The 12,880-nt window shown below is 60.3% G+C and carries 13 protein-coding genes and 1 pseudogene; 8 read left to right on the top strand and 6 right to left on the bottom strand.

Annotated elements, in window-relative coordinates; translation table 11 throughout:
- Positions 1-13: 13 nt before the first annotated feature.
- Positions 14-433, bottom strand: a complete 420-nt coding sequence (locus tag CRO59_RS00505; RefSeq protein ID WP_097085900.1) for a GNAT family N-acetyltransferase — start codon at positions 431-433, stop codon at positions 14-16.
- 324 nt (positions 434-757) lie between these two features.
- Here CRO59_RS00505 and CRO59_RS00500 point away from each other — a divergent pair, with 324 nt between their 5' ends.
- The 4 genes from CRO59_RS00500 (at position 758) to CRO59_RS00485 (ending at position 4,295) form a co-directional block, all read left to right on the top strand.
- The gene (locus CRO59_RS00500) at positions 758-1,699 is read left to right on the top strand and encodes a fatty acid desaturase (RefSeq protein WP_097085899.1); all 942 of its coding nucleotides are present in this window, start codon (positions 758-760) and stop codon (positions 1,697-1,699) included.
- A 142-nt stretch (positions 1,700-1,841) separates the two neighbouring features.
- Positions 1,842-2,633, top strand: a complete 792-nt coding sequence (locus CRO59_RS00495) for a phosphate/phosphite/phosphonate ABC transporter substrate-binding protein (RefSeq protein ID WP_097085897.1) — start codon at positions 1,842-1,844, stop codon at positions 2,631-2,633.
- A 124-nt stretch (positions 2,634-2,757) separates the two neighbouring features.
- The gene (locus CRO59_RS00490) at positions 2,758-3,285 is read left to right on the top strand and encodes a sigma-70 family RNA polymerase sigma factor (protein WP_027612579.1); all 528 of its coding nucleotides are present in this window, start codon (positions 2,758-2,760) and stop codon (positions 3,283-3,285) included.
- Positions 3,282-4,295: an ABC transporter substrate-binding protein gene (locus CRO59_RS00485; protein WP_027612580.1), complete on the top strand. Its 1,014-nt coding sequence runs from the start codon at positions 3,282-3,284 to the stop codon at positions 4,293-4,295. Before CRO59_RS00490 ends, CRO59_RS00485 begins: the two co-directional genes overlap by 4 nt.
- A 125-nt stretch (positions 4,296-4,420) precedes the next feature.
- Here the strand turns inward: CRO59_RS00485 and gstA are convergent, their stop codons facing one another.
- On the bottom strand, positions 4,421-5,014 hold the full coding sequence (gene gstA, locus CRO59_RS00480) for a glutathione transferase GstA (RefSeq protein ID WP_097085895.1): 594 nt from the start codon (positions 5,012-5,014) through the stop codon (positions 4,421-4,423).
- A gap of 99 nt (positions 5,015-5,113) precedes the next feature.
- Here gstA and CRO59_RS00475 point away from each other — a divergent pair, with 99 nt between their 5' ends.
- From CRO59_RS00475 to CRO59_RS29130, 3 genes and pseudogenes are all read left to right on the top strand, one after another.
- Positions 5,114-6,004, top strand: a complete 891-nt coding sequence (locus tag CRO59_RS00475; RefSeq protein ID WP_097085893.1) for a LysR family transcriptional regulator — start codon at positions 5,114-5,116, stop codon at positions 6,002-6,004.
- A gap of 350 nt (positions 6,005-6,354) precedes the next feature.
- Positions 6,355-7,188: pseudogene (locus CRO59_RS29135) on the top strand (PAS domain-containing protein); the annotation flags it as partial.
- A gap of 3 nt (positions 7,189-7,191) precedes the next feature.
- Positions 7,192-7,731, top strand: coding sequence for a methyl-accepting chemotaxis protein (locus tag CRO59_RS29130; protein WP_256214240.1), 540 nt, complete (start codon positions 7,192-7,194; stop codon positions 7,729-7,731).
- A 126-nt stretch (positions 7,732-7,857) separates the two neighbouring features.
- Here the strand turns inward: CRO59_RS29130 and CRO59_RS00465 are convergent, their stop codons facing one another.
- From CRO59_RS00465 to CRO59_RS00455, 3 genes are all read right to left on the bottom strand, one after another.
- On the bottom strand, positions 7,858-8,418 hold the full coding sequence (locus CRO59_RS00465) for a hypothetical protein (RefSeq protein WP_097086278.1): 561 nt from the start codon (positions 8,416-8,418) through the stop codon (positions 7,858-7,860).
- 155 nt (positions 8,419-8,573) lie between these two features.
- Positions 8,574-9,998 (bottom strand): MFS transporter, encoded by a 1,425-nt coding sequence (locus CRO59_RS00460; RefSeq protein WP_097085891.1) that lies wholly within the window; start codon positions 9,996-9,998, stop codon positions 8,574-8,576.
- A gap of 125 nt (positions 9,999-10,123) precedes the next feature.
- Positions 10,124-10,564, bottom strand: a complete 441-nt coding sequence (locus CRO59_RS00455) for a PACE efflux transporter (RefSeq protein ID WP_097085888.1) — start codon at positions 10,562-10,564, stop codon at positions 10,124-10,126.
- A gap of 122 nt (positions 10,565-10,686) precedes the next feature.
- Between CRO59_RS00455 and CRO59_RS00450 the strand changes: the two genes are divergently transcribed.
- Positions 10,687-11,559, top strand: a complete 873-nt coding sequence (locus tag CRO59_RS00450; RefSeq protein ID WP_096795051.1) for a LysR family transcriptional regulator — start codon at positions 10,687-10,689, stop codon at positions 11,557-11,559.
- Between the two features lie 147 nt (positions 11,560-11,706).
- Here the strand turns inward: CRO59_RS00450 and CRO59_RS00445 are convergent, their stop codons facing one another.
- Positions 11,707-12,738, bottom strand: coding sequence for a LacI family DNA-binding transcriptional regulator (locus CRO59_RS00445; protein ID WP_007917805.1), 1,032 nt, complete (start codon positions 12,736-12,738; stop codon positions 11,707-11,709).
- Positions 12,739-12,880: the final 142 nt, after the last annotated feature.

Here is a 12,880-nt window from a genome sequence, read left to right as displayed (position 1 = left end):
GGTATCTGTGATCTTAGATTGAATGTGGTTCCAGCCCCAGCGCAATCATCGGCTTGCTCCGCGCATACCGGCTCAAGCGTTCGGCCAGCGCGTAGGGCAGGGCAGGGTCGAAACTGAAGCCACGCCGCTCATAAAAACCGCGCAAATCCGGATGACAGAACAGCCACACCGGCTCCTGCAGATCCTTCACTGCCGCCGCGATCAACTGCGCGGCGATCCCTTGCTCACGGCAACCCAGATCGACAAACAGCCCGGTCAGCCAATACCCGCCCGCCACTGGCCGCAGGCACAGCGCGGCGACGATGTCCTCGCGCCGCGCCACCCACAACTGCGCATCGCGCACCGCCTTCATTGACGATTGGTGGCGGCGGTAAAACTTGTTCATCAACGGCCACAAAGGCTCGTCGAGCAGACTGTACTGGGTATCGGGCATGGGATCGGACTGGCGGCGGGCAAAGCGCCGATTATAAAAGAACGGGCGACGCTGGATAGGTGTATACCTGAGCCTACATCCCTGTGAGTGGAGTACGCATCATGTCCAAAGGTATGGATTCAAAGAAAGCCGCGAAGAAGAAACCGGTGAAGACGGCGATTGAAAAGCGTGCAGAGAAGAAAGCCAAGAAGGTCGATATTTTCGGTCATTGATCACGTCCTTCGGGAGCCCGTCCCCCGGGCTCTCGTTTCAGCGCAAAAATAATCTGCAAGATTGCTCGGCTTCGTTGCACAGAAGGGGAAGACTCCCGTTCCGAGCCACGCCATGCCGAATTACTTCGATGCCGACCATCGCCAGCAGATCGAAACCCTGCGCCAGCGCTTCACCGCCCGCACCGAATGGCCGACGTGGCTGCTGCTGATCGGCGTGTATGGCGGCTGGTTCGCAATCATCCTCAACAGCCACTGGCTCGGTCGCGGCTTGAGCACATTGCTGCTGATTCCGCTGCTGGTGCTGTGGCTGTCGGTGCAGCATGAGTTGCTGCATGGGCATCCGACCCGCTCGGTGCTTTTCAATAAAATCCTCGGCTACGCACCTTTTGCGGTGTGGTACCCGTATACCTTGTATCGCGACAGCCACCTGCTGCATCACCGCGATGAACACCTGACCGTGCCCGGCATCGATCCGGAAAGCCGTTATCTGACGGAGGTGCGTTGGCAGGGCAGTTCCTTGTTCGAACGCAGCCTGCACTGGCTGAATAAAACCGTAATCGGCCGCTTCATCATTGGTGCGCCGCTGGGATTGATCGCACTGGCTGCCGAAGAACTGCAACGCCTGAAAAACCGCGAGCGTCAGGCCTGGTTGATGTGGCTGACCCACGGTGCGTTCAGCGTGTTGATGCTGTGGTTTATCGCGCGCTTCAGCGTGTTGCCGGTCTGGCATTACCTGCTGCTGATCAGTGTGCCGGCACTGTCGATCGCGATGATCCGCTCCTACTATGAACACCGCCCGCACGTTCAGCCGGAGCAGCGCACCGTGCTTAACGAAGCCGGCTGGCCGTGGCGCTGGCTGTTTCTGAATCTGAATTTTCATCTGGTGCATCACGACCTGCCGGGGCTGGCGTGGTATGACTTGCCGGCGGCCTACCGGATGCGCCGCGAACAATGGGTAGCGCGCAGTGGCGGGTTTCTGGTGCAGGGTTATGGGCAGTTGTGGCGGCAGCACGGTTTGAAGCCGATCGACAGTCCGCAACATCCTTACCACTAACCTCAAAAACACCACAAAACCCCTGTGGGAGCGGGCTTGCTCGCGAAAGCGGTGTGTCAATAACGCATATGGAGGCTGACACACCGCATTCGCGAGCAGGCGAAGGCCTACAGTGGAAATCTGTTGTCCGGGAATAATGTGTATGACCCAACACCACCTCGAACTGCTGATGTACACCGCCCCCGAGCCCATTCGCGCGGCCAACGAACGCTGGATCGCCCGCATTCTTGAACACCTCGGCCATTCCCGCCTCAACGCCGCAAGCCTGTCGCTCCCCGAGCTTTGGTTGTCGCCGGATCTGCTGCTGACCCAGACCTGCGGCTATCCCTTGATGACCTTGCTGCGCGATCAGGTACGCATCGTCGGTCGCCCGCGCTACGAATTGCCCGACGCCACTGCCGGCAATCATTGCAGCCTGATTCTCAGCCGTGCTGACGATACGCGCAAAACCCTGGCAGATTTTCGCGGCAGTCGCGGGGTGATCAACAGCGAAGATTCCAACAGTGGCATGAACCTGTTGCGCCAGCGTCTGGCGCCGCTGCACCGCAACGGGCAGTTTTTCGCCACGGTCGGCATCAGTGGGGCGCACCGCGAAAGTCTGCGTTGGTTGCGTGAAGCGCGCGCCGATCTGGCGGCGATCGACAGCGTGACCTATGCGTACCTCGCTCGGCATGCGCCTGAAGAAGTCACTGGATTGCGGGTGGTGGCACGCACTGCGCTCAGTCCGACCTTGCCTTTTATCACCGCCGCGACTGCCACTGATGAGCAGATCGAAAAATTGCGCCGGGTGATGAATCAAGCTTTGCATGAACTGCCGGATGTTGTGCAGACATTGGAGCTGCCAGAGGTGCTGGCGGCCAGCGAAAGCGATTATCAGGTCGTGCTCGACTATCAGCGTGAGGCGGATGAGTTGGGCTACGGCCGCTTGCACTGAACAGCCTTATATCTCCAAAAAGAATATAAAAATGAAATATAAATATTATTAATGCATAAGGCGCCTTGCTACGATCGCGCCACCGGATCACCGGACATTCAGCGACCCTTACCCAGGAGCCCTCATGTCCGGCGCCGACACCGCTCACCGCAATCATCTCGACGCTCTGTTCCGCGCCCACTACCGCTGGCTGTGCACTTACCTGAGCCGACATCTGCACGACTCCGCAGGCGCGGAAGACATCGCCGCCGAAACCTTCGCGCAATTGCTTCAGGCGCCCAGTATCACGGCGATTCGCGAACCGCGCGCCATGCTCACCACGATTGCCCAACGCCTGCTCTATCAGCGCTGGCGCCGGGCGGATCTGGAGCGCCGGCATGCGCAGCAGATCGACGTCGAGGTCGCTATCTCGCCTGAAGACCTCGCGCAACTGAGCCAGACCCTCAAACGCCTCGATCACAGCCTGCAACGCCTGCCGGGCAAAGTCCGCTCGACCTTTCTGCTGGCGCGCATCGATGGCCTGACCTACCCGCAAATCGCCGCCGAACTGGGCATCTCTCAGCGTTCGGTCAGCGTTTACATGAGCCGCTCCCAAGCCCTGTGCGACCGCCACAGCGCCAACCAAATCCTGACAGACAAGAGGTCCGCATGAGATCAATCAAAACCCTGCTCGGCCGTTCGTTACTGGCGCTGAGCCTGAGCGTCGGCGCTGTTTCGGCGGCGGAAAAAACCGCACCGATCCACTTCGGTGACATCACTTGGGAAAGCGGCAGTTTCATCACCGAAGTGCTGCGCCTGATCGTCGAAAAAGGTTACGGCTACCCGACCGACACGCTGCCGGGCAGCACCGTCAGCCTGGAAGCGGCGCTGGCGAAGAACGATATTCAGGTGATCGGCGAGGAGTGGGCCGGGCGCAGTCCGGCGTGGGTCAAGGCTGCCAATGAAGGCAAGGTGTTCGGCCTTGGCGACACGGTCAAGGGCGCGACCGAGGGCTGGTGGGTGCCGGAATACGTGATCAAGGGTGACCCCGAGCGCGGGATCAAACCATTGGCACCGGAGCTGAAATCGGTGGCCGACCTGCCGCGCTACAAGGACGTGTTCCGCGACCCGGAAGACCCGCGCCGTGGACGCTTCCTCAACAGCCCGACCGGCTGGACTTCGGAGATCGTCAACAGCCAGAAACTCAAGGCCTATGCGCTGACCGACAGCTATGTCAACTTCCGCACCGGCTCCGGCGCGGCCCTGGATGCCGAGGTGGCGTCGTCGATCAAACGCGGCAAACCGGTGCTGTTCTATTACTGGTCGCCGACGCCGCTGCTCGGGCGCTTCAAACTGGTGAAGCTCGAAGAGCCACCGTTCGATGCTGAAGCCTGGAAAACCCTGGCCGATGCCAACAACCCGAATCCCAAGGGCACCCGCTCGATGCCGGCCAGCCTGGCGATTGGCGTGTCGGCGCCGTTCAAGGCGCAATACCCGGAGCTGGTGTCGTTCTTCGAGAAAGTCGATTTGCCGATTGATCTGCTGAACCAGACGCTGGCCGGGATGAGCGAAAAACGCCAGCCACCGCGGCAGGTTGCCGAAGCATTTTTACGCGATCAGCCGCAGGTGTGGAGGGCGTGGGTGCCGGGGGAGGTGGCGAGCAAGGTGACGGCGGGGCTTTGAGTTTCTGCCGGTTGATCGGTGTTGTTTGAACTGATGCCTTCGCGAGCAGGCTCGCTCCCACACTGGATTTTTGACGTGCACAAAACCCCTGTGGGAGCGAGCCTGCTCGCGAATGATCTAAAGACTTACGCCGCTTCCGCCGCCAACGCCGCCATCACGGTCGGCCGCCGCTCAATCCGCGCCTGAAACCGCGCCAGTGCCGGCCACTGCGCCAGTTCGATCCCGAACAACCCGGCCCAGCGCAACACCACAAACAACAAGGCATCCGCGACGCTGAAGCCGCTCGGCAGCAGATACTCCTGCTGCTCCAGCACTGCGACCAACACCGCAAAACGCTTGAACAACTTCTCCTTGATCACCTCGGCCGGCAACCGCTCATCGAACAGCGCACCAAGCCCGCCGTGGACTTCGCTCGAAATGAAATTCAGCCACTCCTGCAAACGCAGCCGTTCAAAACTGCCGGGTGCCGGCGCCAATCCTGGCTGTGGTTGCAGATCCGCCAGATATTGCAGGATCACCGGGCCTTCGGTCAGTACCGTGCCGTCGTCCAGTTGCAGGGCCGCGACGTACCCCTTGGGATTGATCGCGAGAAAGTCTTCACCGCTGGCGGTGCGCTTGCTGCGGTTGTCGACGCGAATCAGCACGAAGGGCAGCTTAAGTTCGCGCAAGACAATGTGCGGCGCCAGTGAACAGGCTTGCGGGGCGTAATACAGCTTCATCGGCAGCTCTCTGGTGAGGAATTGGCGCCAGTGTCATAGTGCGCCGCACCCTCGGTAAAATTAATCTTTCAGAAACCTGCCATAAGGACAGCTACTGGCATGATGAACCTGATGCATTGGCGGCTGGTGGTCGCCGTGGCCGATCACGGCAACATCACCCGCGCTGCCGAGCGGGTCGGCATGACCCAGTCCGGCGCGAGCCAGGCCCTGGCGCTGATGGAAGAAACCCTCGGCGTGCAACTGTTCAGCCGCGAAAGCCGACAGACCTTGCCCACCGCCATCGGCCTGCCGGTGATCGAACAGGCGCGGCTGATGCTCGGTGCGCTGGAGACCATTCGCCAGACTGTCGACAGCGTTCGCCCGATGCTGCGCGGGACGATCCGCCTGGCGAGTTTTCCCATGGTGCTGGCGAGTTTTCTGCCACCGCTGCTGCGCCAGTTCAATCGGCTTTACCCGGGGATCGAAGTGGTGGCGCTGGAGGTCAGCGATGACGAGGTGGAAACCCTGCTCGCGGCCGGGCTGGTGGATGTCGGCGTGGTGCTCAACCCGGCACCCGAACGCAACGCCGGGCCATTGGGTCGCGACGCATGGGTGGCGGTCGTGCCGGCAGGGCATGCGTTGGCGCTGCGAGGAACCGAGCAGGGCGTCAGCCTGCAAGAACTGACGGCGCTGCCTTTTGTGCTGGCCACCGGCGGTTGCTCGACCAACGCCCGCAGCCTCGCCGCCGAGGCCGGGTTGCAGTTGCAGGACGTGCGGGTCGAGGTGCGCGAATGGAGCAGCGCCTTCACGTTGGTGCGGGAAAATCTCGGCGTGACCCTGGTGCCGGAAATGACCTTGCCGGCCGAGCGCCAGGGCTTGCGCGTGATTGCCCTGCAGCCACGTATCGAACGGGTGTTTTCGCTGGTGCTGCCTGCGGGGCAGACGCCGTCAGCGACGGTGCAGGCGTTGCTGGATCTGGTGGCGGAGACGGCGGTCGCGACAGCTCGCTGAACCGTTTCTTGTGCAAAAAGTGCCAGATACTGGCCGACTAGTGGCCTTGCGCACGGCATGGCGATGGCTATGCTAGCTGTAACTAACTATGTCGACCGTCATCTGTTAGCCGTGATTTCAACGCTGCCAGAGTGCGCAACCCAAGGCACCGGACACTGAACCAACAAGGAGCGGGGTTTTACATGGAAGTTCTTCTGCACGTTAGGGCTGGCCCGTCGCCGGGCTATCAAGAGAAGGATGTCTTGATGAGAGCGTCGCTGCATGGACCCTCGGATTAAACATCATTTATCACCTGACAACTTCCTCCTGTGGAGGAATGCGTGTGCCTGTTCTGTGGAACGTAGTGGTGGATGCTGAAAGACCTGACTTTCATCAAATCAAAAGACCGCGCGGAAGGTGATACAACCATGTTCAACCTACATCACAAGGCTGACCTGCAGGAAATCGAGCGTTTCAGCTGCGCCTTGACCGAAGCCAACGCCAAGCTCGAAGCGATCAGCCGCTCCATGGCGATGATCGAATTTACCCCCGAGGGCATTGTTCTGGATGCCAACGAAAACTTCTGCAAGACCATGGGTTACAGCGCCGAGGAAGTGCGCGGCAAACATCACCGGGTGTTTTGCGAAGAAGCGTTTTACCGCAGCGAGGAGTACGCCAGATTGTGGCGCGACCTGGCCCGGGGTGAGCCGATCAGCGGCACGTTCCTGCGTTTGAACAAGTCCGGCAAGGAGATCTGGCTCGAAGCCAGTTACATGCCGGTGTACGGCCCGGACAAACAAGTCAAAAGTGTGATCAAAGTGGCGTCGGACATCACCGCCCGGGTCAATAAAGAACACGAAGAAGAAAGCATGCTGGCGGCGATCAGCCGTTCGATGGCGGTGATCGAGTTCACCCCGGACGGCAACGTGATTACCGCCAACGACAACTTTCTGAAAACCATGCAGTACTCGCTCAACGAAATCGTTGGCCATCACCACAGCATGTTCTGTCACCGTTCCGAATCCGAATCGGCGCAGTACAAGGCGTTCTGGGCGTCGCTCAATCGCGGCGAATATCACTCGCACCGTTTCGAACGCAAGAACAAGTCCGGGCAGATGGTCTATCTCGAAGCCTCGTACAACCCGCTGTTCGACACCAAGGGTCGTTTGTACAAGGTGGTGAAGTTCGCCAGCGACATCACCAGCCAAATGACCACGTTGCAAAACGCCGCGGAATCGGCCCACAGCACCTCGGTTCAAAACGACGCCTGCGCGCAAAAAGGCTCACAGGTCGTGCAGCAGACGGTGCAGATCATTCAGGACATTTCCCGCGACCTCAACGAAGCGGCGCTGAGCATCGATGCGGTCAGCAAGCAGTCGGACATCATCGGCACCATCGTCCAGACCATCCGCGGCATCGCCGATCAGACCAACCTGCTGGCGCTCAACGCGGCCATCGAAGCGGCGCGAGCCGGTGAACACGGACGCGGTTTTGCGGTGGTGGCGGACGAGGTGCGCAGTCTCGCGGCGCGCACCAGTCAGGCGACCCTGGAGATTGTCGAAGTGGTGCGCAAAAACCATGACCTGTCGCTGAGCGCGGTGTCGAGCATGCAGTCGAGCCTGAGCCGCACCGGGCTGGGTGTGGAACTGGCGAACGAGGCGGGGGAGGTGATTCTGGAGATTCAGCAGGGATCACGGCATGTGGTGGATGCGATCGGGCAGTTCAATGCGACGTTGCAACTAAACTGACACCCATCAACAACGGTAGGAGTGAGCCTGCTCGCGATTGCGGTGCGTCAGTCACTGGATAAGTAACTGATGTATCGCTATCGCGAGCAGGCTCACTCCTACATTGGTTTCTAAGCAACTTTCAGATCACAGCGCCGCGAGAAACTTGTCCGCCAGTTTGTCGCTGTCCTTGACGTCATTGACGTTGTCTTTTTCCGCTTGCGCCAGCTTCATCTTGTCCTGCAGACGCTCGGCGATCTCTTTGCCGATGGCCAGTTGTTTCTCCGGCGGCATGGCTTTGATGTCGTCTTCGGTGATGCCCATGCTCTGAAGGATACTGTCGCGCAGGCGCTGTTCCGGCGACTTGCTCATGTAGTCCTTGAACGCGTCAGTGGCCGAGGTCCCGGTGGTGGTGCCGGCCGCCGTGGCGTCGGTGGTTTGCAGGCCGACACGGGTCTTGGCGAAGGCTTCGTCGACGTTATCGCTGATGCGCGTGGCGGCGGCCACTTGCTGGGTGGCGATCTGCGTGGCCGAATCCTCAACCTTGGAGGTCGCGTCGGTCGCCTGCGACTGGGCCTGGTTCTGCAGCGATTGCAGCATGGCGCCGTGCAGGCCGCTTTGCAGACCGGCAGCGGCGGTCGTGGTCGCGTCATCCGCCAGCCGCTTGGGCAGGTGAATGAGCTGCTGCTGTTTGGCACTGACCAACATCATGATGGAGCCCTATGGATAATTGCTGACGGGCCTGAAGCAGCAATTACCGTGCCTTCGCGCAAAAACACATGATTTCAACGAGTTACGCAACTTGTGCGCCGAACAAAGCGGTCATCCCTTGCCGTCGGGCGGCAGAGGATGACCGTGTAGCCTCAGCGGTGGGCAATGTTTTCCAGCGCCAGATTGCGCGTGCGCGGGCCGAACCAGCCGATGGTCAGCATCACGATCAGCATGCTGCTGACAATGAACGCGAGCACCCCGGGCGTGCCGAAGTTGTCGAGGAACAGCCCGATCAACAGGCTGCTGAACACCGTCGACAAGCGACTGAACGAATAACAGAAGCCCACCGCCCGGGCGCGGATGTTGGTCGGGAACAGTTCGCTCTGGTACGAGTGATAACTGAAGCTCAGCCAGGCATTGCAAAAGGTGATCATCACTCCGCAGACGATCAGGCCGAAGGCGCTGGTCTGCAACGCGAACAAAGTGCCGAAAGTCATCGCGCCAAGGGCCGAGCCGACGATCTGCCACTTGTTCTCGAAACGGTTGGCAAACTTCACGAACAGCAACGGCCCGAGCGGGTAGGCGAGGGTGATGATGAACGCATACATAAGGCTGTGGGTGACACTCACACCCTGGCCGGAAAGCAACGCCGGCAGCCAGTTACCAAAACCGAAGAAACCGATCGCCTGGAACACGTGAAACACGATCAGCATCAATGCGCGACGCCGATATGGCGGCTGCCAGATGTCGGCGAAGCGACCCTTGCCCTCGACATCCACGGGCACCGTTTCCGGAGCGTCCAGCGGTTGGCGGTGATCCTTCTCGCAGCGGGCTTCGATGTCATCGAGAATCCTGTTCGCTTCATCGAACCGCCCATGCTGCGCCAGCCAGCGCGGCGACTCCGGCAGGCGCTTGCGCAGCCACCAGATGAACAGCGCAAACACCGCACTCGCCAGCACCACCCAACGCCAGCCGGACACACCGAACGGCGCCTGCGGCACCAGCCACCAGGACATGAGTGCCACTGCCGGCACCGAGAGAAACTGTACGAAAAAGGCGAAGGCGAACGCTGAACTGCGCATGCGTTTGGGCACCAGTTCCGAGAGGTAGGCGTCGATGGTCACCAGCTCGATACCGAGGCCGATGCCCACCAGAAAGCGCATGCAGATGATCCCCAGCGCCGAGCTTTGAATCCCCATCAGCACCGTGGCCACGGTGTACCAGACCAGCGCAAAGGTGAAGATCGCGCGCCGGCCGAATCGATCGGCCAACGGGCTGAGCAGGCTCGCGCCGAGGAACAGGCCGAGGAAGGTCGCCGACGCGAACGCTGCCTGATCGGAGAAGCCGAACACGCCCTGATTGCCGGTGGCGAAGATCCCTTCACGGATCAGCCCCGGACTGATGTAGGCGGTCTGGAACAAATCGTAGAGTTCGAAGAAACCACCAATCGACAACAGCGCCACCAGTCGCCAGATGGTGGCGACGGCGGGCAGGCGGTCGATGCGGGCGGAAATCTCCGCGGCGCGTATCGGGTCGATGCCGTCGCTTTGCGCGGCGGCGGGGGCGTGAGCAGTCATCTGCGGATCCATTTTTTATTGATGGAAAAGCTTAGCCTGCTATCGGAGTTGATGGATTGTGAATTTCGGCGGTTAGCCCCGGAGAACCGCCGATTACTTGCAATAACTGCTTACCAATTAACGATTTATGCCGCAGCGGCCGAATCAGGCAGCGCCGATGCCGGCAAGCCGAAGACGCGATCGAACAGCCAGTTGAAGGCAAACGTGTAGCACGGGATGAAGATGATCAGCGCCAGATCCAGCAGGAACGCCTGCACCAGACTGATGCTCATCCACCAGGCGATCAGCGGAATCAGGAACACGATCAGCGTCAGTTGGAAACCCACTGCATGAGCGATGCGCCGCTTGACCGTGCGGGTGCGCGACTGCTGGCGGCTTTCCCAGTGCTCGAACAGCGAGGTGTAGATGAAATTCCAGGTCACCGCGATGGTGGTGATGATCACCGCCAGTGGGCCAGTGCTGCCGGGCGAAGTGCCGGATAACAGCGCCAGGCCGAGGGCGGAGAAGGTCATGCCGATCACTTCGTAGAGCGACACGTAGACCAGTTTGCGTTTGACGCCTTGCATGGAGATTTGCCTCTTTCTTGCAACGTGTTGGCCAGCGAGACTGGCGAAGACGGCAAAAGATAGCTTCAATAGGCGTGACAGAAAAAGTCAGTAGCTTTCAGTTTTGGTGATAGGTAGATGAAGTGAATTTCAACAGCGACAGCATCGAACTGTTCCTCGCAGTGATCGAGCGTGGCTCGTTTTCCGCTGCTGCCCGCGCTTTGGGCCGGGTACCTTCCGCGGTCAGCATGGGCATCGGCAACCTTGAGGCGGAGCTTGGCTATGCCTTGTTCGACCGCAGCCATCGTGAACCGCAACCGACGGCGATGGCGCTGTCACTGGTGCCCCACGCGCGGCTGATTGCCGAGCAGCTCAAGCAACTGCAAGTGCATGCGGTGGAGTTGTCCCTGGGGCTGGAGAGCAAGTTGTCGATTGGCGTGGTCGCGGACATTGACCGGCGCCGCTTGCTCGCCGCGATCAAGGTGATTGCCGAGCGTCATCCGCTGCTCGACATTGAGGTACTGACCGCGCCGCAGGACGATGTGCTGGCGATGCTGCACCGTGGCCGCGTCAGCGTGTGCCTGGCGTTCGCCGGGTTGAGCATGAACGTGCTGGAGCGTTTTCAGTTTGTCGGCAGCGAACGGATGATCGCCACGCTGGCGGCGGACAGTCCGTTGTTGCAGGGGCAGGATCTGTTTCTCGAAGACCTGGTGCATGTGCGGCAGATCTTCGTCGCCAGTCGCGACTTGCCGATCAGCGAAACTCGACCGCTGGTGGCCGAATCGCATTGGCGCACCGACACCCTGGAGACTGCGCTGGAGATGGTCGAGGCAGGGCTGGGCTGGGGCAATTTCCCGTTGTCGGTGGTGCAGCCGTGGCTGGACAGCGGGCGCTTGAAGCGACTGAATTTTCGCAACATCGAAAACGGCCTGGTACTGCCGGTGCACGCGGTGTGGCTCAAGAGCCAGCCGCTGCAAAAGGGCGCGCTGGCGCTCGTCGACCTGCTCAGCCACTGATACATGCACAGGGTGGGTGTACCAAAAAACTGTGGGAGCTGGCTTGCCAGCGATTGCGGTGTATCAGTCAACACTGTATCGACTGGCCTGACGCCATCGCTGGCAAGCCAGCTCCCACAGGGATTGCTTCCGACAGCATTTCAGAGCTCAGGTACTCTCGCGAATCTTCAGTTCAAAACCCATATCTTCCACCGGCCGCGCCACACTATTCCCCGCCATCAACGTCAACATTTGCTCCGCCGCACGCCGGCCGATCGCCTCGCGTGGGGTGTTGATGCTGCTCAGGCGCGGGACCATGTGTTCGGACATCGGCAAGTCGTTGAAGCCGAGGATCGCCACCTGCTCGGGGATCTTGATCCCGTTGCGCAGCGCCTCCAGCAGCGCGCCCTGCGCCAGGTCGTCGTTACCAAAGAAGATCGCATCCACATCCGGATGCGCTGCCAGCAGTTGCAGGAACAGCTCACCGCCCAGGCCCACGGACGAGGAGCGCGGGGTCAGCACTTCCAGATCCGGGTCGTAGCGCCCGGCTTTTTGCAGGGCTTTGCGAAAACCCTCACCGCGCAACAGGGTGCGCTGATCGAGTTGCGCACCGATGTAGGCCAGACGCTTGCGCCCACGAGAGAGCAAATGTTCGGCAGCGGTTTCGCCAGCACTGAGCTGGGAGAAACCCACGCAGTTCACTCCGGCCGCGCTGTCCAGTTCCATCATGTACACGCAGGGAATGTTGCTGGCCTCGATCATCCGTCGCGAACTTTCCGTGCGATCAAACCCGGTCAACAGAAAACCGCGTGGCTGATAAGCCATGTAATTGCGCAGCAGGTTTTCTTCTTCATCGCGCGAATAATGGAAGTTGCCGATCAGCACTTCGAAGCCCTTGGGTGTCAGCACCCGATGAATGGCTTCCAGCGTATCGATGAACAACAGGTTGGACAGCGATGGCACCAGCACCACCACTGAATGGCTCTGCGCCGAGGCCAATGCGCGGGCGGCAGGGTTGACCACGTAGTTGAGTTCAAGCGCGGCTTTCTGCACTTTTTCCACCAGTTCCGTGGCGACCGTGCTGACCCCGCGCAAGGCGCGGGAGGCGGTAATCGGGCTCACGCCGGCGAGGCGGGCAACTTCATTAAGGGTGGGACGGCCGGTGGTGCGAGTGTTTTTATCGTTTTTAGGGGTGGTCATCGGGCGGCTTGCCAAACAAAAATCAAGGCACTAAGGTAGCGCTGTCCTGATGCAGCTGCAAATGCGTAAGCGAGGTCCTGCCTGATCTTCGCTTTTTGGCGTTGGGAACAAACCTGCTGCAACCCAAAAAAACGACAAGAAG

It is taken from the genome of Pseudomonas sp. LAMO17WK12:I5, assembly GCF_900215165.1.
In the GTDB taxonomy this organism is placed as follows: domain Bacteria; phylum Pseudomonadota; class Gammaproteobacteria; order Pseudomonadales; family Pseudomonadaceae; genus Aquipseudomonas; species Aquipseudomonas putida_A.
Note: the sequence above shows the minus strand (reverse complement) of the source record. Positions and strands in the feature narration are given on the sequence as shown.

What these genes read in the sequence shown, in the direction of transcription:
- CRO59_RS00485 (WP_027612580.1), top strand. Translation starts at nt 3,282, where the DNA reads ATGAGATCAATCAAAACCCTGCTCGGCCGTTCGTTACTGGCGCTGAGC.
- CRO59_RS00495 (WP_097085897.1), top strand. Translation starts at nt 1,842, where the DNA reads ATGACCCAACACCACCTCGAACTGCTGATGTACACCGCCCCCGAGCCC.
- CRO59_RS00490 (WP_027612579.1), top strand. Translation starts at nt 2,758, where the DNA reads ATGTCCGGCGCCGACACCGCTCACCGCAATCATCTCGACGCTCTGTTC.
- CRO59_RS00475 (WP_097085893.1), top strand. Translation starts at nt 5,114, where the DNA reads ATGATGAACCTGATGCATTGGCGGCTGGTGGTCGCCGTGGCCGATCAC.
- CRO59_RS00445 (WP_007917805.1), bottom strand. Translation starts at nt 12,738, where the DNA reads ATGACCACCCCTAAAAACGATAAAAACACTCGCACCACCGGCCGTCCC.
- CRO59_RS00465 (WP_097086278.1), bottom strand. Translation starts at nt 8,418, where the DNA reads ATGTTGGTCAGTGCCAAACAGCAGCAGCTCATTCACCTGCCCAAGCGG.
- CRO59_RS00500 (WP_097085899.1), top strand. Translation starts at nt 758, where the DNA reads ATGCCGAATTACTTCGATGCCGACCATCGCCAGCAGATCGAAACCCTG.
- CRO59_RS00505 (WP_097085900.1), bottom strand. Translation starts at nt 433, where the DNA reads ATGCCCGATACCCAGTACAGTCTGCTCGACGAGCCTTTGTGGCCGTTG.
- CRO59_RS29130 (WP_256214240.1), top strand. Translation starts at nt 7,192, where the DNA reads ATGACCACGTTGCAAAACGCCGCGGAATCGGCCCACAGCACCTCGGTT.
- gstA (WP_097085895.1), bottom strand. Translation starts at nt 5,014, where the DNA reads ATGAAGCTGTATTACGCCCCGCAAGCCTGTTCACTGGCGCCGCACATT.
- CRO59_RS00455 (WP_097085888.1), bottom strand. Translation starts at nt 10,564, where the DNA reads ATGCAAGGCGTCAAACGCAAACTGGTCTACGTGTCGCTCTACGAAGTG.
- CRO59_RS00460 (WP_097085891.1), bottom strand. Translation starts at nt 9,998, where the DNA reads ATGACTGCTCACGCCCCCGCCGCCGCGCAAAGCGACGGCATCGACCCG.